23 protein-coding genes are annotated in these 25,241 nt (G+C 61.9%); 15 read left to right on the top strand and 8 right to left on the bottom strand.

Annotated features, from left to right (window positions below):
- Positions 1 to 94: 94 nt before the first annotated feature.
- The 5 genes from JNA92_RS05875 to dksA all read right to left on the bottom strand — a co-directional run bounded on the left by JNA92_RS05875 (position 95) and on the right by dksA (position 6,294).
- Positions 95 to 1,534 carry a sigma-54-dependent transcriptional regulator gene (locus JNA92_RS05875; RefSeq protein ID WP_241803831.1) on the bottom strand — a complete coding sequence of 480 codons (1,440 nt, stop codon included), beginning with the start codon at positions 1,532 to 1,534 and terminating at the stop codon, positions 95 to 97.
- A 4-nt stretch (positions 1,535 to 1,538) separates the two neighbouring features.
- Positions 1,539 to 4,514, bottom strand: a complete 2,976-nt coding sequence (locus JNA92_RS05870) for a sensor histidine kinase (protein ID WP_241803830.1) — start codon at positions 4,512 to 4,514, stop codon at positions 1,539 to 1,541.
- The gene (locus JNA92_RS05865; protein ID WP_003250005.1) at positions 4,498 to 4,674 is read right to left on the bottom strand and encodes a hypothetical protein; all 177 of its coding nucleotides are present in this window, start codon (positions 4,672 to 4,674) and stop codon (positions 4,498 to 4,500) included. Before JNA92_RS05865 ends, JNA92_RS05870 begins: the two co-directional genes overlap by 17 nt.
- A gap of 221 nt (positions 4,675 to 4,895) precedes the next feature.
- Positions 4,896 to 5,783 (bottom strand): tRNA glutamyl-Q(34) synthetase GluQRS, encoded by an 888-nt coding sequence (gene gluQRS, locus JNA92_RS05860; protein ID WP_241803829.1) that lies wholly within the window; start codon positions 5,781 to 5,783, stop codon positions 4,896 to 4,898.
- A 64-nt stretch (positions 5,784 to 5,847) separates the two neighbouring features.
- Complete coding sequence (gene dksA, locus JNA92_RS05855) at positions 5,848 to 6,294, bottom strand: RNA polymerase-binding protein DksA (RefSeq protein ID WP_241803828.1); 447 nt, start codon at positions 6,292 to 6,294, stop codon at positions 5,848 to 5,850.
- A 210-nt stretch (positions 6,295 to 6,504) separates the two neighbouring features.
- On the opposite strand from dksA, the gene JNA92_RS05850 reads away from it, so the two are divergent.
- Together JNA92_RS05850 and sfsA are read left to right on the top strand one after the other, a co-directional pair.
- Positions 6,505 to 7,677, top strand: a complete 1,173-nt coding sequence (locus JNA92_RS05850) for a pyridoxal phosphate-dependent aminotransferase (RefSeq protein WP_241803827.1) — start codon at positions 6,505 to 6,507, stop codon at positions 7,675 to 7,677.
- The gene (gene sfsA / locus JNA92_RS05845) at positions 7,677 to 8,390 is read left to right on the top strand and encodes a DNA/RNA nuclease SfsA (protein ID WP_241803826.1); all 714 of its coding nucleotides are present in this window, start codon (positions 7,677 to 7,679) and stop codon (positions 8,388 to 8,390) included. The genes JNA92_RS05850 and sfsA overlap by 1 nt, the downstream gene beginning before the upstream one ends.
- On the opposite strand, the gene JNA92_RS05840 is transcribed toward sfsA, so the two are convergent.
- Entirely contained in the window at positions 8,380 to 8,697 is a 318-nt protein-coding gene (locus JNA92_RS05840) for a Rieske (2Fe-2S) protein (protein ID WP_241803825.1), read from the bottom strand. The genes sfsA and JNA92_RS05840 overlap by 11 nt on opposite strands.
- 148 nt (positions 8,698 to 8,845) lie before the next feature.
- On the opposite strand from JNA92_RS05840, the gene JNA92_RS05835 reads away from it, so the two are divergent.
- The 4 genes from JNA92_RS05835 to JNA92_RS05820 are packed head-to-tail and all read left to right on the top strand — an operon-like array spanning position 8,846 to position 12,431.
- On the top strand, positions 8,846 to 9,730 hold the full coding sequence (locus tag JNA92_RS05835) for a heme/hemin ABC transporter substrate-binding protein (protein ID WP_241803824.1): 885 nt from the start codon (positions 8,846 to 8,848) through the stop codon (positions 9,728 to 9,730).
- A 50-nt stretch (positions 9,731 to 9,780) separates the two neighbouring features.
- Entirely contained in the window at positions 9,781 to 10,764 is a 984-nt protein-coding gene (locus JNA92_RS05830) for a FecCD family ABC transporter permease (protein WP_241804118.1), read from the top strand.
- Positions 10,764 to 11,531 carry a heme ABC transporter ATP-binding protein gene (locus tag JNA92_RS05825; protein WP_241803823.1) on the top strand — a complete coding sequence of 256 codons (768 nt, stop codon included), beginning with the start codon at positions 10,764 to 10,766 and terminating at the stop codon, positions 11,529 to 11,531. Before JNA92_RS05830 ends, JNA92_RS05825 begins: the two co-directional genes overlap by 1 nt.
- A 12-nt stretch (positions 11,532 to 11,543) precedes the next feature.
- On the top strand, positions 11,544 to 12,431 hold the full coding sequence (locus JNA92_RS05820; protein ID WP_241803822.1) for a ChaN family lipoprotein: 888 nt from the start codon (positions 11,544 to 11,546) through the stop codon (positions 12,429 to 12,431).
- 200 nt (positions 12,432 to 12,631) lie between these two features.
- Here JNA92_RS05820 and JNA92_RS05815 read toward each other — a convergent pair whose 3' ends face one another.
- Together JNA92_RS05815 and JNA92_RS05810 are read right to left on the bottom strand one after the other, a co-directional pair.
- On the bottom strand, positions 12,632 to 12,910 hold the full coding sequence (locus tag JNA92_RS05815) for a TfoX/Sxy family protein (RefSeq protein ID WP_241803821.1): 279 nt from the start codon (positions 12,908 to 12,910) through the stop codon (positions 12,632 to 12,634).
- 178 nt (positions 12,911 to 13,088) lie between these two features.
- A complete protein-coding gene (locus JNA92_RS05810; protein WP_241803820.1) occupies positions 13,089 to 14,651 on the bottom strand; it encodes an AAA family ATPase in 1,563 nt (520 codons plus the stop codon).
- Positions 14,652 to 14,768: 117 nt separating this feature from the next.
- On the opposite strand from JNA92_RS05810, the gene mrcB reads away from it, so the two are divergent.
- From mrcB to msrQ, 9 genes are all read left to right on the top strand, one after another.
- Entirely contained in the window at positions 14,769 to 17,090 is a 2,322-nt protein-coding gene (gene mrcB / locus JNA92_RS05805) for a penicillin-binding protein 1B (protein ID WP_241803819.1), read from the top strand.
- Between the two features lie 15 nt (positions 17,091 to 17,105).
- Positions 17,106 to 17,894, top strand: coding sequence for a tetratricopeptide repeat protein (locus JNA92_RS05800; RefSeq protein WP_277818053.1), 789 nt, complete (start codon positions 17,106 to 17,108; stop codon positions 17,892 to 17,894).
- Positions 17,894 to 18,220, top strand: a complete 327-nt coding sequence (locus tag JNA92_RS05795; protein ID WP_241803817.1) for a YqcC family protein — start codon at positions 17,894 to 17,896, stop codon at positions 18,218 to 18,220. The genes JNA92_RS05800 and JNA92_RS05795 overlap by 1 nt, the downstream gene beginning before the upstream one ends.
- A gap of 414 nt (positions 18,221 to 18,634) precedes the next feature.
- Positions 18,635 to 20,359 (top strand): acetolactate synthase 3 large subunit, encoded by a 1,725-nt coding sequence (locus JNA92_RS05790; protein WP_241803816.1) that lies wholly within the window; start codon positions 18,635 to 18,637, stop codon positions 20,357 to 20,359.
- A gap of 1 nt (position 20,360) precedes the next feature.
- Positions 20,361 to 20,852 (top strand): acetolactate synthase small subunit, encoded by a 492-nt coding sequence (ilvN, locus tag JNA92_RS05785; protein ID WP_003250040.1) that lies wholly within the window; start codon positions 20,361 to 20,363, stop codon positions 20,850 to 20,852.
- 53 nt (positions 20,853 to 20,905) lie between these two features.
- Positions 20,906 to 21,922: a ketol-acid reductoisomerase gene (gene ilvC / locus JNA92_RS05780; RefSeq protein WP_241803815.1), complete on the top strand. Its 1,017-nt coding sequence runs from the start codon at positions 20,906 to 20,908 to the stop codon at positions 21,920 to 21,922.
- Positions 21,923 to 22,072: 150 nt separating this feature from the next.
- Positions 22,073 to 22,924 carry a CDP-diacylglycerol--serine O-phosphatidyltransferase gene (gene pssA, locus JNA92_RS05775; RefSeq protein ID WP_012312687.1) on the top strand — a complete coding sequence of 284 codons (852 nt, stop codon included), beginning with the start codon at positions 22,073 to 22,075 and terminating at the stop codon, positions 22,922 to 22,924.
- A 76-nt stretch (positions 22,925 to 23,000) separates the two neighbouring features.
- Entirely contained in the window at positions 23,001 to 24,014 is a 1,014-nt protein-coding gene (msrP, locus tag JNA92_RS05770; protein WP_241803814.1) for a protein-methionine-sulfoxide reductase catalytic subunit MsrP, read from the top strand.
- Complete coding sequence (gene msrQ / locus JNA92_RS05765) at positions 24,014 to 24,628, top strand: protein-methionine-sulfoxide reductase heme-binding subunit MsrQ (protein WP_241803813.1); 615 nt, start codon at positions 24,014 to 24,016, stop codon at positions 24,626 to 24,628. The genes msrP and msrQ overlap by 1 nt, the downstream gene beginning before the upstream one ends.
- Positions 24,629 to 25,241: the final 613 nt, after the last annotated feature.

Raw genomic sequence — 25,241 nt, 5'->3', positions numbered from 1 at the left:
GATTTTTGCGGGGGCCGATTGTTACCAGGGGCACAGAGGCTGTTGCGCGTCCATGCGATGGAGCGCCGCGCGGGCGGCGCTCCATAGGAGTCGCTCATTCGCTGGTAGCGTTGCTCTTGCGGCGCGGTATGCCCAGGCGTTGGCGGCGTTCCCACAGGCACTTGCGGCTGACGCCGAGCTTGCGGGCCAGTTCGGTTTCGGTCATATGGTCCTGGTGCTCGAGCACGAAATGCTGGAAGTAGTCTTCCAGCGACAGGTCCTCGGTCGGCTCATGGCTGGCGTTGTTGGCAGCGCCCGCGGCCATCGCGTTGTCGAGCGCGTCGTCATCGTCCATGTCGCTCAGCTCGATGTCGATACCCAGCAGTTCGGCCGATATCTCCGCGCTCTCGCTTAGAATCACCGCACGCTCTACGGCGTTCTCCAGTTCGCGCACGTTGCCCGGCCAGCTGTAATGACGAATGGCTTGCTCGGCTTCAGACGAGAAGTGCAAATCGTCACGACCGATGCGCGCGCTCTGCCTGGCGAGGAAGGCGCTGGCGATCTCGTTGACGTCACTGCCGCGCTCACGCAGGGCTGGCAACTTGAGGGCGATCACGTGCAGGCGGTAATAAAGGTCTTCACGGAATTGCCCAGCCTTGGCCAGGTTTTTCAGGTCGCGGTGGGTCGCGGCAATCAGGCGCACGTCGACTTTTTGCGACTGTACCGAACCCACCCGGCGGATTTCGCCCTCCTGCAACACCCGCAGCAGACGGGCCTGGGCTTCCAGCGGCAGTTCACCGATCTCATCGAGGAACAGGGTGCCGCCGTCTGCCGCTTCCACCAGGCCGGCACGCCCTGCGCTGGCACCGGTGAATGCCCCTTTTTCGTGGCCGAACAGTTCCGACTCGATCAAGGTTTCGGGGATGGCCGCGCAGTTCACCGAGATCATCGGCGCTTTGGCGCGCCGTGACAGGTTGTGCAGGGCACGGGCTACCAGTTCCTTACCGGTACCGGACTCGCCCTGGATAAGCACATTGGAATCGGTCGGCGCCACCTTGCGGATCTTGCTGTACATGTCCTGCATGGGAGGGCACGAGCCAATGATGCCGATCTCGCCGTTGGCCGATGCCGGAGCGCCTTTGTCGGCAGGGGCTGCCTTGCCGTTGCTGCGTGGCTCGGCCACTGGGGCGGGTGCCGGTGCACTCTGCCGGTCGCGCAGAATACGCGCCACCGCCTGGAGCATTTCGTCGTGGTCGAAAGGCTTGGCGATGTAGTCCACCGCGCCCATCTTCATCGAGTCCACCGCCGAGCGCAGGCTGGCGTAACTGGTCATGATCAGCACTGGGGTGCCTTGGCCAAGCTTGATCAACTCGGTACCCGGCGCGCCGGGCAGGCGCAGGTCGCTGACGATCAGGTCGAAGGTGGCAATGCTGAAGCGTTCCTGGGCTTCCTGCACCGAGCCGGCTTCGCTGACCTGGTACTGGTTCCGCTCGAGCAGGCGACGCAAGGCCGAGCGGATGATGGTTTCGTCTTCGACGATCAGAATATGCGGCATTGATTCAATTCTCTCGACGGTCTCGAATTTCAGGGGACGTCGCTACGACATGCCGGGGCAGGGTCACGCGGATCCGGGTGCCACGTTGCCGTTCGATGTCGGCCGGGCTGTCGATGGTGATTTGCCCATAATGCTCTTCCACGATGGAATAGACCAGAGCGAGCCCTAGTCCGGTTCCCTCGCCAGGGTCCTTGGTGGTGAAGAAAGGTTCGAACAGGCGGTCCATGATGTTCTTCGGAATCCCACTGCCTTCGTCCTCGACGATCAGGTCGACGGTGTGCTCGCTGACCTCGGTGCGTACCCGCACGGCGCTGCCAGGCGGCGACGCGTCACGCGCGTTGGAGAGCAGGTTGATCAGCACTTGGGCCAGGCGCTGAGGATCCCCCTCTGCCCAGTGGTCGGGGTCGCAGAGGTTGAAGAACTGTACTTCGAAATTGCGCCGGTTCAACGCCAGCAGACCGATGGCATCCTGGGCCACTTCGGCCAGGCACACTGGCTCTTCGCTGTTCTGGTGGCTACCGCCGGCATGGGCAAAGCTCATCAGCGACTGCACGATGCGCGACACCCGTTTGGTCTGTTCGAGGATCTGGCTCGACAATTCGATGATCTCGCCGTCGCCTTCGCGCTCCTCGCGCAGGTTTTGCGCCAGGCAGGCGATGCCGGTGATCGGGTTGCCGATCTCGTGGGCCACGCCCGCAGCGAGGCGGCCGATGCTGGCCAAGCGTTCGGAGTGCACCAGCTTGTCTTCCAGGGCCTGTGTCTCGGTGAGGTCTTCGACCAGCAACACCAGCCCGCTATTGCCAGGTGCCAGGGGCTCATCGATGGCCGCTTTGTGCAGGTTGAGCCAGCGCGGCTGGCCGTCCAGTGCCAGGCGCTGTTTGTGCAAGTGCTCATCGGGTACGTTGATGAAACCCAGCAGCAGGCCGCGCCAAGGTTCATCGATGGTTACCAGGCGCGACCCGACCACGTGCTTGGCGGCGATGCCGGTCAGCTCCTCCATGGCCTTGTTCCACATCAGGATTTCTTTGTCCTTGGCCAGCGAGCAGACGCCCATGGGCAGCTCCTGCAGGGTCTGACGGTGGTAGCGGCGCAAGGCATCGAGTTCGGCAGCCAGGCCCGTCAGGCGCGAGTGGTAATCTTCCAGGCGGCTTTCGATGAAGTGGATGTCTTCGGTGACGTAGTTCTCGTTGCCAGACTTGTAGGGCAGGAAGGTTTCGACCATGTCCTGGGCCACGCTCGGCCCCATCAGGCCCGAGAGGTTGGCCTCGATGCGGTCACGCAGGCGGCGCAGGGCATAGGGGCGGCGCTCGTCGAACGGCAGGTAGAGGTCGCGCAGGGCTTGTTCGACTTCCTTCTGTGCAGCCTTGGCACCCAGTGGCTTGGCCAGTTGGGTGGCGAACTCCTGCGGTGAAGCTGCATGCAGCTCGCGGCGCTGGGGCCGGCGCACGTTGTCCACTGCACATGCTTCGGCGGCACTGACCTCCTCGCTGCTGGCGTTGGTGAACAGTGAAATCAGCGTGAACAACAGTACGTTGGCTGCCAGGGAGGCGATCGCTGCCATGTGCCAGCTGGTGTCGTCGAGCACATAGATCATGTCCAGCAGTGGGATGTAGAAGCCCTGCAGGTTGCCCAGCAGGGGCAGCAGCATGGTCACCATCCAGACCAGGGTGCCGGCCAGCAGGCCGGCGATGAAGCCGCGGCGGTTCGCGGTTGGCCAGTACAGCACCGACAGCACCCCCGGCAGGAACTGCAACGTGGCGACGAAGGCGACGATGCCCAGGTTGGCCAGGCTCTGGTGGGTGTTCTGGTTCAGGTAGAACATGAAGCCGGCGGTGATGATGGCGACGATCAGTGCGCGGCGGGTCCATTTCAGCCAGCGGTAGATGTTGCCTTCGGCCGGCGGCTGGTACAGCGGCAGCACCAGGTGGTTGAGCGCCATGCCCGACAGGGCCAGGGTGGTGACGATGATCAGGCCGCTGGCGGCGGACAGCCCGCCGACATAGGCCAGCAGTGCCAGCGCCTTGTTGTTGGCGGCGATCCCAAGGCCCAGGGTGAAGTACTCGGGGTTGGTGCTGGCGCCCAGGCGCAGGCCCGCCCACAGCACCAGCGGCACGGCCAGGCTCATCAGTAGCAGGAACAGCGGCAGGCCCCAGCTGGCGCTGACCAGGGAGCGCGGGTTGAGGTTTTCGGTGAAGGCCATGTGGTACATGTGCGGCATGACGATGGCCGAGGCGAAGAACACCAGCAGCAGGGTGCGCCATGGGCCCTCCTGCAGCGGGGTGTGCAGCGCGGCCAGGGCGGTCTGGTTCTGCAGCAGCCACACTTCCAGCCCGTGCGGGCCGCCGAACACGCCGTACAGGGCGTACAGGCCAATGCCGCCCAGCGCCAGCAGCTTGATCACCGACTCGAAGGCGATGGCGAACACCAGCCCTTCATGCTTTTCGCGCGTGGCGATGTGACGCGAGCCGAAGAAGATGGTGAACAGGATGATCAGTGCGCAGAAGGCAAAGGCCACGCGTGCCTTGACCGGTTCGCCGGTGAGAATGCTGATCGAGTCGGCCACTGCCTGAATTTGCAGGGCGAGTAAGGGAAGCACACCGATCAGCATGAAAATGGTCGTCAGCGCACCGGCCCAGGTGCTGCGAAAGCGAAAGGCCAGCAAGTCGGCCAATGACGACAATTGGTAGGTGCGGGTGATCTTGAGGATCGGATAAAGCAGCACAGGCGCCAGCAGGAAGGCGCCGGAGACGCCCAGGTAACAGGCGAGGAAGCCGTAGCCATACTGATAGGCCAGGCCCACCGAGCCGTAGAAAGCCCAGGCACTGGCGTAGACGCCCAGCGACAGGGTGTAGGTCAGCGGGTGGCGAATGATCGAACGGGGTATCAACCCACGCTCGCTGATCCAGGCCACACCGAACAGCACCATCAGGTACCCGGCGCTGATCAGGATCATCTGGGTCAGGCTAAAGCTCATCGGCATCTCGTTGGCTCTGCAGGATGAAAGTGACGACGATCAGGATCAGCCAGAGCAGGTAAGGGCGATACCAGGCGCCGGTCGGTTCGATCCACCAGTCCATGATGGCCGGGGAGAACAGGTAGATCCCCACGACCAGAAGCAGGACCAAACGATAGATGTACATGCTGGCCTCGATGGTTGGGCGCTGCGGGCTTGGACTTATTATTGGCGCAAATGGTTGGAGCGATGCTAGCGGGAATCGGTGGTGTTCGCCAAGGGTTTGAAATTATTGGGCTTTTGTTTTTGAGACGTGGGTTGCCCGATTTCGCCCTGTCGCCAGCTGGCCGCGAGGTAGCGCACTGTTACTGTGGAAGCCGGCTTGCCGACGATAGGGCCGGTGATGCTTCACTTCAAATCAGCCTCGGGCACCGTTGTTCGCTGGGCAATGGCTTCTGGCTGCCAGCGCTGGCGCGCCACAGCCAATACTTCAGCGGGCGTTGCCGTCAGCAACTGAGGGTCGGCTTCCTGGCCCAATGCGCGCAACGCCCGCAACAGCAACGGCGTTGCCTGATCAGCCTCAAGCGGCGGTGAACGGTATGACTTGCCCAGCTTGTGCCCATCAGGTTGCACGATCAATGGAATGTGCAGGTAACGCGGTTGGGAAAAGCCCAGCAATTCCTGCAAGTACAGCTGGCGCGGCGTGTTGTCGAGCAGGTCGGCCCCGCGCACGATGTCGGTAACACCTTGCCAGGCGTCGTCCAGTACGACTGCCAGCTGGTACGCATACAACCCGTCGCGGCGCTGAATCACGAAGTCGCCCACCTCGCGGCCAAGGTGTTGCTGGAACTCCCCTTGCACGCGATCGGTAAAGCGGTAGAGCAGTTCTGGCACCCGCAGGCGGATGGCGGCGCCTTCACGGGCATGCCCGGCGTTGCGGCAAAACCCTGGATAGATGCCGTTGTAGCCTTCGAGCTGTTTGCGCGAACAGGTGCAGGCGTAGGCCAGGCCCATATTGAACAGGCGGTCTACCACCGCGCCGTAAGCGTCGTGCCGCTGGCTCTGGAAGACCACCTCGCCATCCCATTCCAGCCCATAGCGCTCCAGGGTCTGCAGGATTGCATCACGGGCGCCGGGCATTTCCCGTGGCGGGTCGGTGTCTTCCACGCGTAGCAGCCAACGGCCATTGACCGCGCGGGCGTCAAGCCAGGAGGCCAGGGCGGCCACCAGCGAGCCGAAGTGCAGAAAACCGCTGGGGGTGGGGGCGAAGCGTCCGATGTAGCGCGAGTCGTTCATGGGCAGTGGTGTTTCTGAAAATAAAACGGGGCGCATGGTGCGCCCCGTTCGGAGGAGAGAAGGATCAGCCTTTGCCGACTGTCTTTTCCTTTTTCTCGGCGATTTCCTTGCAGTCGAAGCACAGGTCCGCGGTGGGGCGGGCTTCCAGGCGACGCAGGCCGATTTCGATGCCGCACGATTCGCACCAGCCGTACTCTTCGTCCTGGATCTTCTGCAGGGTCTTGTCGATTTTCTTGATCAGCTTGCGCTCGCGGTCACGGTTGCGCAGCTCAAGAGCAAATTCTTCTTCCTGGCTGGCACGGTCGGCCGGGTCCGGGAAGTTCGCAGCTTCATCTTTCATGTGGTCTACGGTGCGATCCACACTCTGCATGAGCTCGCCTTTCCAGGCGTTGAGAAGCGTGGTGAAGTGCTTCTTCATGGGCTCACCCATGTACTCTTCGCCCTTGGTCTCATTATAGGGCGCGACACCGTACATGGTTTGACCGGTTTTTTGCTTTTCTACGGTGGACATGAATAGACCGCCTCTTACTCATCTGATCCAATGCGCAGGATGCTCCATCTCCGGCACCCGCCGGCCCTGCGACTGCGAGCCGCCGAACTTACCAGATAGATCGGGGGTGCGCTAGCCCGCCCGATCCTACGTGTTGACAGCGCCATGGGGCGTACGTTCGGTGCTGTGCAGAGGTAGAATCACCAGTTTAGACCCAATTGAGAGAAGGTAATGGCCCACCACTACAGTGCGCGCAGCCGCGCCATTGAACCCTTCCATGTCATGGCGTTGCTGGCGCGGGCCAACGAGCTGCAAGCGGCCGGTCATGATGTGATTCACCTGGAAATCGGTGAGCCGGACTTCACCACCGCCGCGCCTATCGTCGAAGCAGGCCAGGCGGCGCTGGCCGCCGGGCATACCCGCTACACCGCCGCGCGTGGCCTGCCGGCCCTGCGTGAGGCGATTGCCGGCTTTTACGACCAGCGTTATGGCGTCGCGATAGACCCCGAACGCATTCTGATCACCCCGGGGGGCTCTGGCGCGCTGCTGCTGGCCAGCAGCCTGCTGGTCGACCCCGGCAAGCACTGGCTGTTGGCAGACCCCGGCTACCCCTGCAACCGCCACTTCCTGCGACTGGTCGAGGGTGGGGCGCAACTGGTACCTGTCGGGCCTGAGGTGAACTATCAATTGACCGCCGATCTGGTGGACCGGCACTGGAACCAGGACACTGTCGGTGCCCTGGTCGCCTCGCCAGCCAACCCCACCGGTACCGTGCTGGAGCGTGATGAGCTGGCCAGCTTGTCCAAGGCCACCCGCGAACGAAATGGCCACCTGGTGGTGGACGAGATCTACCACGGGCTGACATACGGCATGGACGCGCCGAGCGTCCTGGAAGTGGATGATTCGGCATTCGTCCTGAATAGTTTTTCCAAGTATTTCGGCATGACCGGGTGGCGGCTTGGCTGGCTGGTTGCACCGCCTGAGGCCGTGGCCGATCTGGAAAAGCTTGCGCAAAATCTGTACATCAGCGCGCCAAGCATGGCCCAGCACGCCGCACTGGCCTGTTTCCAGCCTGAAACCCTGGCAATTTTCGAAGCGCGCCGCGCCGAGTTTGCCCGCCGTCGCGACTACCTGTTGCCCGCCCTGCGCGAACTGGGCTTTGGCATTGCCGTGGAGCCGCAGGGCGCGTTCTATCTATATGCCGACATCAGTGCCTTTGGCGGCGATGCCTTTGCCTTCTGCCAGCATTTTCTGGAAACCGAGCACCTGGCGTTCACGCCGGGCCTGGACTTCGGCCGTCACCTGGCAGGCCATCATGTGCGCTTTGCCTATACACAGAGCCTGCCGCGGCTGGAGGAGGCGGTCCAGCGCATCGCCCGTGGCTTGCGGAGCTGGCAGGGCTGATGGTGTTCTTTCCTCCACTCGAACAAGGGCGGCTGCTGTGCCGCTACAAGCGGTTCCTGGCGGACATCCAGCTGGCCAATGGCGAGCAGTTGACCATCCACTGCCCCAACACGGGCTCCATGCTCAATTGCATGCGTGAGGGCGGGCAGGTCTGGTTCAGTCGCTCCAACGACCCCAAGCGCAAGTTGCCGGGCACCTGGGAAATCAGCGAGACGCCTCAGGGGCGGCTGGCTTGCATCAATACGGGGCGGGCCAACGCGCTGGTCGAGGAAGCGCTTCGCGCGGGCGTGATCCAAGAGCTGGCGGGCTTCACTGCACTTAAACGTGAGGTGGCCTACGGTGAGGAGGGCAGCCGCGTGGACTTTCGCCTGGAGTTCGACCACGGGCCGGCTTATGTCGAGGTCAAGAGCGTGACCCTGGGCTACCCGGATACGGCAGTGGCCGCTTTCCCGGATGCCGTCACCCAGCGCGGTGCCAAGCACCTGCGCGAACTTGCGGCGCTGGCCCGGCAAGGTATACGTGCGGTGCAGCTGTACTGTGTGAACCTGACGGGCATCGAGGCGGTGCGTCCGGCCGACGAGATCGATGCAGCCTATGCCCGGGCGCTGCGTGCCGCCGTGGCGGATGGGGTAGAGGTGCTGGCCTATGGCGTGCGCCTGGATGCCGGGCACATCGTCATCGACCGCCCGCTACCGGTGTTGGTCAACCCCTGAGCCAGATACCCTGGCTGTCTTCCAGGCAGCCCAGGGCCTGCAGCGCGTCACCCTCGCAGGGGCCTGCCACGCATTCGCCATTTTCGATCAGGAACAGCGCACCGTGATGGGCGCAGTGAATGAGGCTTGCACTGTCATCGAGAAATGCGTCCGCCTGCCAGTTCAAGGGGATCCCCCGATGCGGGCAGCGGTTGCGATACAGATGCACCTGGCCCTGGCGACGCACGCCGAACAGTTCGATGCCGTCTACCCTGAAGGCGCGGCTATGGCCCTCGGCCAGCGCTGCGGAAGTACAAAGGAAGTGCATGTGCAGGAAAACTCGTGAGACATGTGATGGCTTGACGCGCCAATGCGAATAATTATCAAATTGCGCGCAATCGCTGCGCCCGGTTGTCTATGGTGCGCAGTTCCGCCGTTCGCCACAAGGCGTGTGGCTCGCCTTCAGAAGGAATCCGATGATGCGTCGTCCCGCTGCCTTGTTTGCCTTGTGCGCAGCCCTGGTCGCTTCCACCCAGGCGCTGGCCGCCGATTTGCCACAGCGCTGGGTCAGTGCTGGCGGCGCATTGAGCGAGTGGGTCAGCGCCCTGGGCGGCGAGCCGCGCCTGGTGGGTGTGGATACCACCAGCCAGCATCCTGAGTCGCTCAAGGCCCTGCCAAGTATCGGTTACCAGCGCCAGTTGTCCGCCGAAGGCATCCTCAGCCTGCGCCCGGATGTGCTGGTCGGCACAGAAGAGATGGGGCCGCCACCTGTGCTTGCGCAAATCCGCAAAGCCGGCGTTCGGGTGGAGCTGCTCTCCAGCAAGGCGGACCTCGCCGCCGTGGATGCAAACCTCAAGCAACTGGGTGTTTTGCTCGGCGCCGAGCAGAAGGCCGCGCAACTCGCCGCTGATTATCATCAGCAGCTTGAGCTGTTGCAGATGCAGGTCAAGCAGGCACAGGCCAGCCACAAAGCGCCGGGTGTGCTGTTGCTGGTCGGCCACGCGGGGGCGAAACCGCTGATTGCCGGGCAGGGCACCGCAGGTGACTGGCTGCTGCGTCAGGCAGGTGGGCGAAACCTGGCCGAGCATCAGGGATACAAGAACTTCTCCAACGAGGCGTTGGCGGCCCTGGACCCCGATGTCGTGGTGTTCTCCGATCGCGCGTTGGTCGGCGACCAGGCCCTGCAGGCACTGCTCAAGGAAAACCCGGCGTTGACCGCCTCCCGAGCGGTACGCGACCAGCGCCTGGTGCCACTTGACCCGACCCTGTTGGTCGGCGGCCTTGGCCCGCGCTTGCCGCAGGCCCTGCAAGACCTGGCGGCTGCCTTCTACCCGGCGGCAAAGGTCAGCCTCACGCAATGAAGCAGCGCGTGCAGCCACGTACACTGATTATCTGCCTGAGCCTGCTGTGCCTGTTGGCGGTATGGCTGTCCCTCGCCCTGGGCCCTGTGAGCTTGCCGCTGTTCGATACCTTGCGCGCGGGCCTGCGGTTAGTGGGGCTGCGCATCGACGGCGAAGGCCTGCAGCAGGCCGAAATGATCCTGGGCCAGATTCGCCTGCCACGCACGCTGCTGGGCTTGGCAGTGGGGGCGGTGCTGGCGCTGTGCGGTGTGGCCATGCAGGGGTTGTTTCGCAATCCGCTGGCCGACCCTGGGCTTGTGGGCGTATCCGCCGGGGCAGCCATGGGCGCTGCAGTGGCTATCGTTGGCGGCAGTTGGTTTGGCGGCCTGCCTGAGGCATTTGCGCCTTACTTGTTGTCACTGTGCGCCTTCATCGGCGGCCTGGCGGTCACCGCGCTGGTCTATCGCCTAGGACGGCGCGATGGGCAGACCAATGTGGCCACAATGTTGCTGGCCGGTGTAGCCATGACCGCGCTGGGAGGCGCGGCGGTCGGCCTGTTTTCTTATCTGGCCGACGACGCCACCCTGCGTACGCTGACCTTCTGGAACCTGGGCAGCCTCAACGGTGCCAGCTACGACCGGCTGTGGCCGTTGCTGATCGTGGCCGCAGGCGTCGCGCTGTGGTTGCCGCGCCGGGCGCGGGCGCTCAATGCCTTGCTGCTGGGCGAGTCCGAGGCGCGGCACCTGGGTATCGAGGTGGAGCGGCTCAAGCGCGAGCTGGTGTTCTGCACGGCCCTGGGGGTGGGCGCGGCCGTGGCGGCGGCGGGGCTTATCGGCTTCATCGGCCTGGTGGTACCGCACCTGGTGCGCTTGCTGGCCGGGCCTGATCACCGCGTGGTGTTGCCCGCATCGCTATTGGCTGGCGGCGTGCTGATGCTGCTTGCCGACCTGGTGGCGCGCTTGGCGCTGGCGCCGGCCGAGTTGCCGATCGGTATCGTCACGGCCTTTATCGGTGCGCCGTTTTTCCTGGTTTTGTTGATCAGAGGGCGCAGTTGATGTTGCAAGTCGAGGGCCTTTACCTGCGCCGTGGTGGGAATGAAGTACTGCATGACCTCAATTTGCAAATGCATCCGGGCCAGGTGGTGGGTGTGCTCGGCCCGAATGGTGCAGGCAAGAGCAGCCTGCTGGGCGTGCTGTGTGGTGAACTGGCGCCCGGGCACGGGCGCGTGACGTTGCAGGGCCGGCCGTTGGCCAGCTGGGACGGGCAGGCGCGGGCCAGGTGCCTGGCGGTGTTGCCGCAGGTGTCCAGCCTGGGCTTTGCGTTCAGGGTCGAGGAAGTGGTCGGCATGGGGCGAATGCCGCATGACAGCGGCCAAGTGCGTGACGCTGAGATCGTTGAGGCAGCGCTGCATGCAGCAGATGCCTGCCACCTGCTGGGGCGCAGTTACCTGGCGTTGTCGGGCGGGGAGCGGCAACGTGTGCACCTGGCCCGCGTACTGGCGCAGCTGTGGCCGGGCGAGGAGGGGGCTACGCTGCTGCTTGACGAGCCGACCTCGATGCTCGATCCCTTACACCAGCACACCACCTTGCAAGCTGTGCGCAGTTTTGCCGACCGCGGCGCAGCGGTATTGGTGATCCTGCATGACCTGAACCTGGCGGCGCGCTACTGTGATCGTATTCTGTTGCTCGAAGGGGGCCGTGCCCATGCTCTGGCCTCGCCGCAGGAGGTGTTGACCCCCGCGGCGCTCAAGGCCGTGTTCGGCATAGACGTATTGGTACAGGCCCATCCGGAACGGGGGCATCCGCTGATCATCACCCGCTAGGAGGCGTTGCCCATGCATCATTGCTTACTGTCTGGCGCGCTGCTGGGCGTGTTGTTTGCGCTGGGGGGCTGCCAAGCCAGCGTGCCGCCGCTACCCGCCTGGCAGAGTAGCGAAGGGCGTGACCACGCAGAACTGGGGCAAATCCACGACCTGGCCAGCGGCAAGGTCATCAGCCCTGAACAGCTGGTGGAGGACCTGGCTGGCGTACCGCGAGTGCTGGTAGGCGAAAAGCATGACAACGCAGACCATCACGCCTTGCAACTTTGGTTGATCCGCGCCATGCAGGCCCGGCGCCCCCAGGGCAGCCTGCTTCTGGAAATGCTGCAACCGGAGCAGCAGGCTCGGGTCGATGCGGTTCAAGCCCAGGCCACATTGCCGCAAGGCCTGCCCAAGGCCCTGGCGTGGCAGGAGGGCTGGGACTGGCAGCTGTACGGGCCGATCGTACGTGAAGCATTGGGCAGCCATGTTCCCCTTCTGGCCGCCAACCTGTCGGCTGGCGAAATGCGCCAGGCCTATCGCCTGGCGACGCCGGTGCCGGGGGCGCAGTCCAACGCTGCGCAGGTGAAGGCAGCATTGCTCGAGCAGGTGAGGGCCGGGCACTGTGATTTGCTCCCCGTGAGCCAGTTGCCGGCCATGCTGGCCGTTCAGCAACAACGTGACCGGCGCATTGCCCAGCGGCTGCTCTCGGCGCCGCAGCCTGCCCTGTTGCTGGCCGGTGCATTCCACGTACGCAAGGACTTGGGCGTGCCGTTGCACCTCGCCGACCTGGGGGCAGAGGGGCAGAGCAAGGTGCTGTTGTTGGCCGAGATTGGTAAGCAGGTCGACGCGGGGATGGCAGATTATGTCTGGTATACGGCGGCGATGCCGGAGCAGGATTATTGCGCACCGTTGCGTAAGTAGGCGTGCAGGCGGTTAGGAGGCAGTGGCAAGCCGCAAAAAAAAAGACCCGGCAAAAAATGCCGGGTCAATAACCGTGATTAGCCTGATGAGGAGATAATCTGAGAGTCCGAACCAAGGGCTTTCAGCTTATCCAACCAGTCTCGCGACCAGTTGTGATAATCATAACGATTCTCATTATCGAGTCAATCCCCATCTGATGTTTATTTCGCATTTTTTTGCGTAGGGCATTTCGCATCGAGTTGTTGATTGAGCGCTTGCTTGCGCTCGGCCGGCAAATCGTTCCAGTGCATGTCCAGCAGCGCGCCTTCAATGGCGTACAGCAACACCTTCGACGCCCGGAACCCTCGGGTTTTCACGGCCTGGTAAGCACCTACCGCGCCGAGCCGACGCAAATCCGATGCACTGTGGATACCGGCCGCATGTAACCACTGCGCGGAGGTCTTTCCAAGATTCTTCAGATGCTGCAATTCATCGTTCATCGAGCCTCCTGGCGATGGCTGAACGGGTATTAGGGGATAAATCGCGAGCAGGTCAGAGAGGAGTGTAGCGGGGGTTGGAAAATGCGCGGCCTTTTGCCATCGGGGGCGACGAGATGCCCTGTTTGCGCCGGGGGGAGGTGTTCGGGCCGGCCACCAGCCGGCCCGAATCTAGCTGATTTTAGAGGCCTGGCAAACGCTGGCGGATCTGATCGATCACCTGGTCCATGCTGCTGGCATCCTGAGTATCAACGCGCGTGCTCTGCTGCCGTTCCACTTCATCCAGTGGCTCACGGCTTGCCTGCTGCGCCTTGACCACTTCCAGGGTGGCGTCCGACGGGTCGTTGTTGTCCGCCAGGCGCTGCTCCAGCCAACTGGCGATGACCGCCTCAGGTGCCTGGCAATCGAGGATCAGCAATGGCACGCCGGTATCGTTCGCGACTTCGGCGGCAGCTTTGCGGTGTTCGCGCTTGAGGTAGGTAGCATCGAGCACTACCGGGAAACCTGCGCGCAGGATGGTCGCGGCAAGCTGGTGCAGGCGCTGGTAGGTAACGGTGCTGGCATCGTTGTCGTAGATGCCCGCTTGCAGTTGGCCTGCTTGGGCTTGTTGCTGTTCACCGTACAAGCGCTTGCGCTCCACGTCCGAGCGCACGCGCACAGCGCCCAAGGCTTCGACCAGGCGCATGGCGACGTGGCTCTTGCCTACGGCCGACACGCCATGGGTGATGGCCAGTAGGCGCGAAGGGATGGCGCTGTAGCTTTCTGCCAGGTTGGCGTAGTTGCGGTAGGTGCGCAGGCTGGTGGCACGCTGCACGCCATCGGCATTGGCCGGCATGCTGAACAGGGCGATCTTGGCGCGGACCAGGGCGCGGTAGGCTTTGTAGAAGTTCAACACTTCCAGGCCTTCATAGTCGCCGGTCAGCTCCAGATACTGGCTGACGAAGCGCCGCGCCAGGCATTTCAGGCCGCGGTCTTCCAGGTCCATGGCGAGGAAGCTGGTGTCGGCCCAGACGTCGGTCATGCGGAACGGTTCGTTGAACTCGATGCAGTCGAAGATCACCACCTTGCCATCGATCACGGTGGCGTTACCCAAGTGAATGTCGCCGTGGCATTCGCGGGTGAAGCCATTGGCCTTGCGCGCCGCGAACAGGCCTTCAAGGCGCTCGAAACTGCTGCGCGCCCAAGCTTGCAGGTTGTCCAGCTGCTGCAGGTCGGCCTTGTCACTGAGGAACGGACGGATCTGCTCGAAGTTCTGCTCGACCGGGGCCATGACACTTTCAGGTGAGCCATATGGCTGCTCGGCGGGCACCTTCGGAGTCTGCAGGTGGAATTCTGCGATCTGCCGGGCCATCTGGTCGATGTGGCCGGCATTGAGTTCGCCGTTGGCCTGCAGGGTGTTGAGCATCTGCCCCTGCGGGAACTGGCGCATTTTCAGTACGTACTCGATCGTAGCGCCTTCACCGCCAAGCTGCGGGGCTTCGGCGCTGCCAGTGATCGGCAGCACTTCCAGGTACAGGCCGTCCGTCAGACGCTGGTTCAGGCGCAACTCTTCGTTACAGAAATGCTGGCGCTGATCTAGCCCGGTGAAGTCGAGGAAGCCGAAATTCATCGGCTTCTTGATCTTGTAGGCGTATTCGCCAGTAAGCAGGACCCAGGAGATGTGCGTCTCGATGAGTTGGAACCCGTCCACGGGGTGAGGGTAAAGGGCGGGGTTCTGCAACGCTGTGATCAAGGCTTGGCTCACGGGAAATCCTTCCGGGGGCAGGGAATTCGAAGGCGCCATTATGGTCAATGGTGCCGTCCCTGCATACCGCCAGAGGGCGCCTGCCCAGCCTTTACAAAGTGCGTATAATCCGCCGCCATGACTCGAACCCGAAATTCCCGTACCCCTAAGAAACGCCCGACCGGCCGCTCGCGCGCCTGGCTGGGCTGGGCGTTCAAGCTCAGCCTGGTCGGCCTGGTGATCGTTGCCGGCTTCGCGGTTTACCTCGATGCTGTCGTCCAGGAGAAGTTCTCCGGCAAGCGCTGGACCATCCCGGCCAAGGTATATGCCCGGCCGCTGGAGCTGTTCGTCGGCCAGAAGCTGAGCAAGAACGACTTCCTCACCGAACTCGATGCCCTCGGCTACCGTCGAGAAAGCGCGGCCAATGGCCCGGGCGCTGCGGCTGTCAACGGTAATACCGTCGACCTCAACACCCGCGGCTTCCAGTTCTATGAGGGGATGGAACCTGCGCAGTTCGTGCGTGTGCGCTTCTCCGGCGACTACGTTGCCGGGCTGTCCGGCGCCAACAATGCCAAGCTGGATGTGGTGCGCCTCGAGCCGTTGATGATCGGCGGCATCTACCCGAAGAACCTCGAGGACCGCATCCTGATCAAGATCGATCAGGTGCCCCCGTACTTGCTCGAAACCCTGGTGGCAACCGAAGACCGAGACTTTTACAGCCACTTCGGCGTGTCGCCCAAGTCCATCGCGCGTGCTGTGTGGGTCAACACCTCCGCCGGTACCATGCGCCAGGGTGGCAGTACCCTGACCCAGCAGTTGGTGAAGAACTTCTACCTGACCAGCGAACGCACCCTCACCCGCAAGCTGACTGAAGCGATGATGGCCGTACTGCTGGAGATGCACTACGACAAGCGCGAAATCCTCGAGGCCTACCTCAACGAGGTGTTCGTCGGCCAGGATGGCCAGCGCGCCGTGCACGGCTTTGGCCTGGCCAGCCAGTTCTTCTTCAGCCAACCGCTGTCGGAACTCAAGTTGCACCAGATCGCCTTGCTGGTGGGTATGGTCAAGGGGCCGTCCTACTACAACCCGCGTCGCCACCCTGAGCGGGCCCTGGCGCGGCGTAACCTGGTCCTGGACCTTGTGGCCGAGCAGGGCGTTGCCAGCCAGGAGGCGGTCGATGCGGCCAAGAAGATGCCGCTGGGCGTGACCAAGCGGGGCAGCCTGGCCGACAGTTCGTTCCCGGCCTTCCTCGACCTGGTCAAGCGTCAACTGCGCCAGGACTATCGCGACGAGGACCTTACTGAAGAAGGCCTGCGCATCTTCACCAGTTTCGACCCGATCCTGCAGATGAAGGCCGAAACCTCGATGAATGAGACCTTCAAGCGTCTGGCAGGGCGCAAAGGCGCTGACGAGGTCGAATCGGCGATGGTCGTGACCAACCCGGAAACCGGTGAGGTGCAGGCGCTCATCGGCAGCCGTCAGGCCGGATTCGCCGGCTTCAACCGTGCCATCGATGCCGTGCGGCCGATTGGCTCGCTGGTCAAGCCAGCGGTGTACCTCACCGCGCTGGAGCAGCCGAGCAAGTACACCCTGACCAGTTGGGTGCAGGACGAGGCGTTTTCGGTCAAGGGCGCCAATGGCCAAGTGTGGCGCCCGCAGAACTACGATCGCCGCCCGCATGGCACCATTTACCTGTACCAGGGGCTGGCCAATTCCTACAACTTGTCGACCGCCAAGATCGGCCTGGAAGTAGGTGTGCCCAACGTCATCAAGACCATTGGCCGGCTCGGGGTCAATGTCGATTGGCAGCCGTTCCCGGCAATGCTGCTGGGGGCCGGTGGCATGTCGCCGATGCAGGTGGCGACGATGTACCAGACCATCGCCAACGGCGGCTTCAATACGCCGATGCGCGGCATCCGCAGTGTGCTTACCGCCGAAGGTGAGCCGCTCAAGCGTTACCCGTTTCAGATCCAGCAGACCTTCGACCCGGGCTCTATCTACCTGGTGCAGAACGCGATGCAGCGGGTGATGCGCGAAGGTACCGGCCGCTCCGTGTACAACGTGCTGCCCAGGTCGCTGACGCTGGCGGGCAAGACCGGTACCAGTAACGACTCGCGTGACAGCTGGTTCTCTGGCTTCAGCCAGGACCTGCTGGCGGTGGTGTGGATGGGCCGTGACGATAACGGCAAGACGCCGTTCACCGGTGCCACCGGTGCCCTGCAGGTGTGGACCAGCTTCATGAAGAAGGCTGACCCGCTGCCGCTGGACATGCCGCAACCAGACAACGTGGTACAGGCCTGGATCGACCCCTACAGTGGGCAGGGTTCCGACGCAAGCTGTCCGGGAGCGGTGCAGATGCCGTATATTCGCGGCAGCGAACCGCCCGCCGGCGCAATCTGCGGCGGCGAGCAAAATCCGGCAGAATCGGTCATGGACTGGGTCAAAGGCTGGATGAATTAAGCCCTGGCAGCATTGATGAGGTGTGAAGTGAAAAAGTGGTGGTTTCCTGCCGTGACGGCACTGGTGGTGCTTCAGGGCTGTTCCAGCGTTCAGCGTGGCAACATCCCGGTCGTGGACTCGAGCACTCGGGTGTCCAACAGCGAACGGGTGACGGCCAACCGCTCGGCGGCCGGCATCAACAACGGCACCTCGCAAGCGCAAACCCTGCCCGAGGACTCCGGCGTGACCGTGATGATTCCGCAAGGCGCCGGTGCCACGGGCATCCAGACGTTCCCAGCAGGCAGTGGCGTGGCACCGATCAGCACCACGCCGATTACCCCTGGCCCCGGCACATCTGCGCCGATGGAGACCAACCCCAACCCGATCGCCGACGAACCGTTCGACATCGCGTCGATGAACAGTGCCTCGGCCGCTGCCAGCGCGCCAACCGGCATTCCGCGCAGCAGTGCGGCATCCGGTGGGCTGTCGGCTGACGAGCAGCTCGATGGTCCGGTGCTGGCCCTGTTGACCACTGCCCAGTCGCAACAGGGCAGCGGCGACTTCAACGGTGCAGCCTCGAGCCTGGAGCGCGCCCAGCGCATCGCCCCGCGCGAGCCGCAGGTACTGTTCCGTCTGGCGCAGGTGCGCCTGTCCCAAGGCGATGCAGCACAGGCCGAGCAGTTGGCGCGCCGTGCCCTGACTTACGCCAATGGCCGTCCTGACCTTCAGGCCGAGCTGTGGAACACCATCGCCCAGGCTCGTGAGAAGCAGGGCGACAGCGCTGGCGCCGCGTTGGCCCGGCAGAAAGCGCGGGTCAACTCGTGATGATCGAGCAGCGCATTCTGGATATCGCTGACCACCTGCTGCTCATCGAGCGTGAGTTGATCGTGCAGGGGTGGTGGGCTGACGAGCCGCCAAGCGATGAGGCGCTGGCCAGCACGGTGCCTTTTGCGGTGGACAGCATGAGCTTCGAGCAGTGGTTGCAGTGGATCTTCCTGCCGCGCATGAAGATCATCATCGAGCTGGGTCAACCGCTGCCCAACGCCTCGGGCATCCTGGTGATGGCCGAGACGGTGTTCGTCGACAGGCCGGAGCAGAGTCGTGAGTTGCGGCGCCTGCTGGCAGAGTTCGATCGATTGATCGCGAGTTGAGCCTGATTTCTTCTATTTTTCCTTCAAGGGCCGCAGATTGTGGCCCTTTTTTGTGTAAATGTTATTTTTTCTGCTGCAGTGTCGGTTTTTAGTGGTGGCTGGAATTCATCTTTAGGAAAAATTGGCAATAATTTTTCTTGACTTGTAGGCGCCAAATCACAAGAATCCAGATTCCGCTTTAGAGGGACTGCCAGAAGCAGACCCGCTAAGCAGATCATGAGGCGCACACCCGCGCCGACCTGTTACACCCCGCAACGCGTTACCTCGCGCTGGGTGGGATAACCCCGCAACACTCTGGGGCGCTCCCAATACTTGCTCAGTCAGTGCTGACGTTCGCTCATGCTCTGCTTGGCAGTAAACCTATTAAGACCCGTCCACTAGGGACGGTATTCTGGCGTTTTAGAGGTGAACAACGTGGAGCTTTTATCTGGCGCTGAGATGGTCGTCCGCTTCTTGCGTGACGAAGGCGTTAAGCACATCTACGGGTACCCTGGTGGTGCTCTCCTGCATGTTTACGACGCCCTGTTCAAAGAACCGGAAGTCGAGCACATCCTGGTTCGTCACGAGCAGGCCGCTACCCATATGGCGGATGGCTACGCCCGCGCCACCGGCAAGGCCGGTGTGGTGCTGGTAACCTCCGGCCCGGGCGCGACCAATGCCATCACCGGTATTGCCACCGCTTACATGGACTCGATTCCGATGGTCATCCTGTCCGGCCAGGTGCCTAGCACCATGGTGGGTACCGATGCCTTCCAGGAAACCGACATGATCGGCATCTCGCGGCCGATCGTGAAGCACAGCTTCATGATCAAACATGCCACCGAGATCCCTGAAATCCTGAAAAAAGCCTTCTACCTGGCGCAATCCGGCCGTCCAGGCCCGGTCGTGGTCGACATTCCAAAAGATATGACCAACCCGGCCGAGAAGTTCGAATACGTTTACCCGAAGAAGGTCAAGCTGCGCTCCTACAGCCCGGCAGTGCGTGGCCACTCCGGCCAGATCCGCAAGGCTGCCGAGATGCTGCTGGCTGCCAAGCGTCCGATCGTTTATGCCGGTGGCGGTGTGATCCTCGGTGGCGGCTCCGAAGCGCTGACCGAAATCGCCAAGTCGCTGAACCTGCCAGTCACCAATACCCTGATGGGCCTTGGCGGCTTCCCGGGTACCGACCGCCAGTTCCTGGGCATGCTCGGCATGCACGGCAGCTACACCGCCAACATGGCCATGCACAATGCCGATGTGATTTTCGCGGTCGGCGCGCGTTTCGATGACCGCGTGGTCAATGGCCCGGCCAAGTTCTGCCCGAATGCCAAGATCATTCACATCGACATCGACCCTGCGTCGATCTCCAAGATGATCAAGGCCGACGTGCCGATCGTGGGCCCGGTCGACAGCGTTTTGAGCGAGATGCTGGGCATCCTCAAGGAAATCGGCGAGCAGCCAGACAAGGCCGCGGCCGATGCCTGGTGGAAGCAGATCGACGAATGGCGCGGTAATGGCGACCTGTTCCCGTACAACAAGGGCGACGGCAGCGTCATCAAGCCGCAAACCGTCATCGAGACCTTGTGCGAAGTGACCAATGGCGATGCCTTCGTCACCTCCGACGTCGGCCAGCACCAGATGTTCGCGGCGCAGTACTACCGCTTCAACAAGCCGAACCGCTGGATCAACTCCGGTGGCCTGGGCACCATGGGCTTCGGTTTCCCGGCGGCCATGGGCATCAAGCTCAATTTCCCGGATCAGGACGTGGCCTGCGTGACGGGCGAAGGCAGCATCCAGATGAACATCCAGGAGCTGTCCACCTGCATGCAGTACGGCCTGCCGGTGAAGATCGTCAACCTGAACAACGGCGTGCTGGGCATGGTCCGTCAGTGGCAGGACATGGCCTACAACGGCCGCCACTCGCATTCCTATGTCGAGTCGCTGCCTGACTTCATCAAGCTGGCCGAGGCCTATGGCCATGTGGGTATCCGCATCACCAGCCTGAAGGACCTCAAGCCCAAGCTCGAGGAAGCCTTCGCGATGAAGGACCGCCTGGTGTTCATCGACATCGCGGTCGACCGTACCGAGCACGTCTATCCGATGCAGATCAAGGATGGCTCGATGCGTGACATGTGGCTGAGCAAGACGGAGCGTACCTGATATGCGGCACATCATTTCCCTGCTGCTGGAAAACGAACCCGGAGCTCTGTCCCGCGTGGTCGGCCTGTTCTCCCAGCGCAACTACAACATTGAAAGCCTGACCGTGGCGCCTACCGAAGACCCGACCTTGTCGCGTCTGACGCTGACCACCGTTGGCCATGATGAAGTGATCGAACAGATCACCAAGAACCTCAACAAGCTGGTCGAAGTGGTCAAGCTTGTCGACCTGTCGGAAAGCGCTCACATCGAGCGTGAACTGATGCTGGTCAAGGTCAAGGCCACCGGTGCCCAGCGTGCCGAGATCAAGCGCACCACGGACATCTTCCGTGGCCAGATCGTCGACGTTACCGCCAGCGTGTACACCGTGCAGCTCAGCGGTACCAGCGACAAACTGGACAGCTTCATCCAGGCCATCGGCACTGCATCGATTCTCGAAACCGTGCGCAGTGGCGTCACCGGCATTGCCCGTGGCGACAAAGTGCTCAGCATCTGAATTCAAAATTAGCGATGGCTCCGTAGGGGCCGAGATATAACCAGGGGTATTTCATGAAAGTTTTCTACGATAAAGACTGCGACCTTTCCATCATCCAGGGCAAGAAAGTCGCCATCATCGGTTACGGTTCTCAGGGCCACGCTCAAGCGTGCAACCTGAAGGACTCCGGTGTAGACGTTACCGTCGGTCTGCGTAAAGGTTCGGCTACCGTTGCCAAGGCTGAAGCCCACGGCCTGAAAGTGGCCGATGTTGCCACCGCCGTCGCTGCTGCCGACCTGGTCATGATCCTGACCCCGGACGAGTTCCAGGGCACTCTGTACAAGAACGAAATCGAGCCGAACATCAAGAAGGGCGCCACCCTGGCCTTCTCCCACGGCTTTTCGATCCATTACAACCAGGTCGTTCCACGTGCCGACCTCGACGTGATCATGATCGCGCCGAAGGCCCCGGGCCACACCGTGCGTTCCGAGTTCGTCAAAGGCGGCGGTATCCCTGACCTGATCGCTATCTACCAGGACGCCTCCGGCAACGCCAAGAACGTCGCCCTGTCCTACGCTTCGGGCGTTGGTGGCGGCCGTACCGGCATCATCGAAACCACCTTCAAGGACGAGACCGAAACCGACCTGTTCGGTGAGCAGGCCGTTCTGTGCGGCGGTACCGTCGAGCTGGTCAAAGCCGGTTTCGAAACCCTGGTCGAAGCTGGCTACGCGCCGGAAATGGCCTACTTCGAGTGCCTGCACGAGCTGAAACTGATCGTCGACCTCATGTACGAAGGCGGTATCGCCAACATGAACTACTCGATCTCCAACAACGCCGAGTACGGTGAGTACGTCACCGGTCCCGAAGTCATCAACGAAGAATCCCGCAAGGCCATGCGCAACGCTCTGAAGCGCATCCAGGACGGCGAGTACGCGAAGATGTTCATCTCCGAAGGCGCCACCAACTACCCATCGATGACCGCCAAGCGTCGCAACAACGCCGCTCACGGTATCGAAGTCATCGGCGAGCAACTGCGTTCGATGATGCCGTGGATCTCGGCTAACAAAATCGTCGACAAGACCAAGAACTGAGTCTTATCGAATGATGAAAAACGCGGCTTCGGCCGCGTTTTTTCGTTCTGGCATTCAGCTTCTGGTATAAAGCAGACCAGTGGCCTGCCGTCAGAACCTGTTTCGCGGGCCCGTGTCGAACATTTTCCATCCTGTTGCAAGGTACCCTCCATGAGCGAACGTCCCGAAGAGCCGAACAAGCCCTCCGACGCCGAAAGCCTGCTACCTGTCGATGAGCACGTTGAAGAAGGGCATGATGCCGAAGGGCGCAAGGTGCGCCATCGCGGTATCTATCTGTTGCCCAACCTGTTCACCACCGCCAACCTGTTTGCCGGTTTCTACTCCATCATCAACTCGATGAGCGCGCAGAGCGCCCTCAGTGCTGGCGACCCGCGCGAGGCGAGCAAGTACTTTGCCTTTGCCGCCATTGCCATCTTCGTGGCCATGGTGCTCGACGGCCTCGATGGCCGCGTCGCCCGCATGACCAACACCCAGAGCGCCTTTGGGGCCGAGTACGATTCGTTGTCGGACATGGTCGCCTTCGGCGTGGCCCCGGCCCTGCTGGCCTTCGGCTGGGCGCTGGGCGATATGGGCAAGGTCGGCTGGATGGTCGCCTTCATCTATGTCGCTGGCGCCGCGCTGCGCCTGGCGCGTTTCAATACCCAGGTCGGTACTGCTGACAAGCGCTACTTCATCGGCCTGGCCAGCCCGGCTGCCGCTGGGGTGGTGGCCGGCACCGTGTGGGCCTTCAGCGACTATGGCATCCAGGGGTCCAAGTTGTCGTTCCTGGTGGCACTGCTGGTTGCCGCTGCCGGTATGCTGATGGTCAGCAACATCAAGTACAACAGCTTCAAGGAGCTCGACCTCAAGGGGCGCGTGCCGTTTGTGGCGATCCTGGCGGTGGTGCTGGTGTTTGCCGTGGTATTCAGCGATCCGCCGCGCATCCTGCTGCTGATCTTCCTCGCCTACGCCGCTTCCGGCCCGATCCAGTTCCTGCTCAAAGGCCGCCATCGTAAATCTTGAATGATTTAATGATGGAATAACCCTGCGGCTCCATAGTCTTACTGGTACATCCGCTAACCAGTGCTGTGGAGCCGTCATGCTTATAAAGCTTCCCAGGTCTTCCGATTGCAAGGCATCGGAGATCACGCCCGAAAGCATCTACCTTTCCCGTCGTACCCTGTTGGGTGGCTCCATGGCCGCCGTTGCGCTGGGTGCGATGCCCTTTGCGGCGCGCGCGGCCCAAGCATCGCGTTACGCAGATGTCGAGGCAGGCAACGCACCGGCCTGGTTCACCAGCAAGCTGGCTGAAACGCGTTGGCAAGCCGTGACGGTAAAAGACGAGGCGATAACGCCCTTCAAGGATGCCACGCATTACAACAACTTCTATGAGTTCGGGCCTGATAAAGGCGACCCAGCCGCCAATGGCGGGAGCCTGAAGACCGAGCCCTGGTCGGTGGTGGTCGATGGCGAGGTTGGCAAGCCCGGGCGCTATGCGCTGGAAGATTTTGTCAAACCCTACGCGCTTGAAGAGCGTATCTATCGGTTGCGCTGCGTGGAGGCCTGGTCAATGGTCATCCCCTGGCTGGGCTTTCCCCTGGCCCAGGTGCTCAAGCAGGTTGAACCGACTTCGAAGGCGCGCTATGTGCGGTTCGAGACCCTGCAGGATCCGCAAAACATGCCGGGGCAGCGTTCGGGCTTCGCCTTGATCGATTGGCCTTATGAGGAGGGCTTGCGCCTGGACGAGGCGATGAATCCCTTGGCGATCCTGGCGGTCGGCATGTATGGGCGGGAGCTGCCCAACCAGAACGGTGCGCCGCTGCGGCTGGTGGTGCCGTGGAAGTATGGGTTCAAGAGCATCAAGTCGATCGTTCGAATCAGCTTGGTGGCCGAACGGCCGCGCACCACCTGGGAGAGCCTTGCGCCTGATGAATATGGTTTCTATGCCAACGTGAACCCTGAGGTCGATCACCCGCGTTGGAGCCAGGCGCGCGAGCGGCGCCTGCCCAGTGGCCTGTTCAGCCCCAATGTGCGACAGACACAGATGTTCAATGGCTACGCCGATGAAGTGGCGTCGCTGTACGCTGGCCTCGACCTGCGGAAGAACTATTGATGCGTTATCCCTGGCTGCGCTTGGCGATCTTTATCGTCGGTTGCCTGTTTCCGCTGTGGTGGTTGTATGAGGCGGCCATGAACCTGCTTGGACCGGACCCGGGGAAGATCCTTATGGATCGGCTTGGGCTGGGGGCGTTGATCTTCCTTTTGATCACGCTGAGCATGACGCCGCTGCAGAAGTTGACGGGGTGGTCGGGGTGGATCGTTGTGCGTCGGCAGCTGGGGTTGTGGTGTTTTGCCTATATCGTGTTGCACCTGCTTTGCTACCTGTTCTTTATCCTGGGGCTGGATTGGGGGCAGTTTGCCGTCGAGCTGCGCAAGCGGCCGTACATTATTGTGGGTGCCCTCGGCTTCCTGGGTTTGCTGGCGCTGGCGGTGACTTCCAATCGCTACAGCCAGCGGCGCTTGGGCGCACGCTGGAAGAAACTGCACAAGCTGGTTTATGTGATTCTCGGGTTGGGCCTGCTGCATTTCCTGTGGATCGTGCGCTCCGATCTCCGTGAGTGGGCGATCTACGCGGCCATCGGGGTCTTGTTGATGGTGCTGCGGGTGCCAGCGGTGGCGCGGCGCGTGCCTCGAATCATGGGGCGGCGGGGAAGGGTGGCTTCTTAGGTGCTAGAAGATCACGTCAAACCATCCTTACGCTTTATCTAGCCACTACCGTCTATGTGTCATTTTCTTGTAATTAAAGGTTGACGCCCTCTCGAATCCCCTTATAATGCGCCCCACTTCCAGCGTAGTCGGAACGAGAAACTCCTTGAAATTCAATGAGTTGCTTAATCCAGGTAGTGCTGGAGGTGCTTCGGTCATCTGATCGATAGCGGTTGAAATGGTGGTTGACAGCGCTTCTAAACGCTGTATTATTCGCCTCCCGCTACGAGAGATCGAAGCGAGCCAAGTGTTTGAAGCTAAACGAGTTTCTCGCAAAAAACTTCAAAATAAACGCTTGACAGGCTCTGAGGAAAGCGTAGAATGCGCGCCTCGGTTGAGACGAAAAGCTCTTAACCAAACGCTCTTTAACAAATCGAATCAAGCAATTCGTGTGGGTGCTTGTGAGTACGGACTGATAGTCAAAAAGATTATCAGCATCACAAGTGACCATGCGAGAAATCACATAGTCATTTGAGATTGCTGAGCCAAGTTTAGGGTTTCTTAAAAACCCAAGCAGTATTGAACTGAAGAGTTTGATCATGGCTCAGATTGAACGCTGGCGGCAGGCCTAACA

Source organism: Pseudomonas putida (assembly GCF_022627325.1).
In the GTDB taxonomy this organism is placed as follows: Bacteria; Pseudomonadota; Gammaproteobacteria; order Pseudomonadales; family Pseudomonadaceae; genus Aquipseudomonas; species Aquipseudomonas putida_X.
The sequence above is the reverse complement of the archived record's forward strand: the minus strand, read 5'-3'. Positions and strand labels throughout refer to the sequence as shown.

Coding starts and splice junctions, on each gene's coding strand:
- JNA92_RS05875 (WP_241803831.1), bottom strand. CDS start 1,534: ATGCCGCATATTCTGATCGTCGAAGACGAAACCATCATCCGCTCGGCC.
- JNA92_RS05870 (WP_241803830.1), bottom strand. CDS start 4,514: ATGCCGATGAGCTTTAGCCTGACCCAGATGATCCTGATCAGCGCCGGG.
- JNA92_RS05865 (WP_003250005.1), bottom strand. CDS start 4,674: ATGTACATCTATCGTTTGGTCCTGCTTCTGGTCGTGGGGATCTACCTG.
- gluQRS (WP_241803829.1), bottom strand. CDS start 5,783: ATGAACGACTCGCGCTACATCGGACGCTTCGCCCCCACCCCCAGCGGT.
- dksA (WP_241803828.1), bottom strand. CDS start 6,294: ATGTCCACCGTAGAAAAGCAAAAAACCGGTCAAACCATGTACGGTGTC.
- JNA92_RS05850 (WP_241803827.1), top strand. CDS start 6,505: ATGGCCCACCACTACAGTGCGCGCAGCCGCGCCATTGAACCCTTCCAT.
- sfsA (WP_241803826.1), top strand. CDS start 7,677: ATGGTGTTCTTTCCTCCACTCGAACAAGGGCGGCTGCTGTGCCGCTAC.
- JNA92_RS05840 (WP_241803825.1), bottom strand. CDS start 8,697: ATGCACTTCCTTTGTACTTCCGCAGCGCTGGCCGAGGGCCATAGCCGC.
- JNA92_RS05835 (WP_241803824.1), top strand. CDS start 8,846: ATGATGCGTCGTCCCGCTGCCTTGTTTGCCTTGTGCGCAGCCCTGGTC.
- JNA92_RS05825 (WP_241803823.1), top strand. CDS start 10,764: ATGTTGCAAGTCGAGGGCCTTTACCTGCGCCGTGGTGGGAATGAAGTA.
- JNA92_RS05820 (WP_241803822.1), top strand. CDS start 11,544: ATGCATCATTGCTTACTGTCTGGCGCGCTGCTGGGCGTGTTGTTTGCG.
- JNA92_RS05815 (WP_241803821.1), bottom strand. CDS start 12,910: ATGAACGATGAATTGCAGCATCTGAAGAATCTTGGAAAGACCTCCGCG.
- mrcB (WP_241803819.1), top strand. CDS start 14,769: ATGACTCGAACCCGAAATTCCCGTACCCCTAAGAAACGCCCGACCGGC.
- JNA92_RS05800 (WP_277818053.1), top strand. CDS start 17,106: ATGAGGTGTGAAGTGAAAAAGTGGTGGTTTCCTGCCGTGACGGCACTG.
- JNA92_RS05795 (WP_241803817.1), top strand. CDS start 17,894: ATGATCGAGCAGCGCATTCTGGATATCGCTGACCACCTGCTGCTCATC.
- ilvN (WP_003250040.1), top strand. CDS start 20,361: ATGCGGCACATCATTTCCCTGCTGCTGGAAAACGAACCCGGAGCTCTG.
- ilvC (WP_241803815.1), top strand. CDS start 20,906: ATGAAAGTTTTCTACGATAAAGACTGCGACCTTTCCATCATCCAGGGC.
- pssA (WP_012312687.1), top strand. CDS start 22,073: ATGAGCGAACGTCCCGAAGAGCCGAACAAGCCCTCCGACGCCGAAAGC.
- msrP (WP_241803814.1), top strand. CDS start 23,001: ATGCTTATAAAGCTTCCCAGGTCTTCCGATTGCAAGGCATCGGAGATC.
- msrQ (WP_241803813.1), top strand. CDS start 24,014: ATGCGTTATCCCTGGCTGCGCTTGGCGATCTTTATCGTCGGTTGCCTG.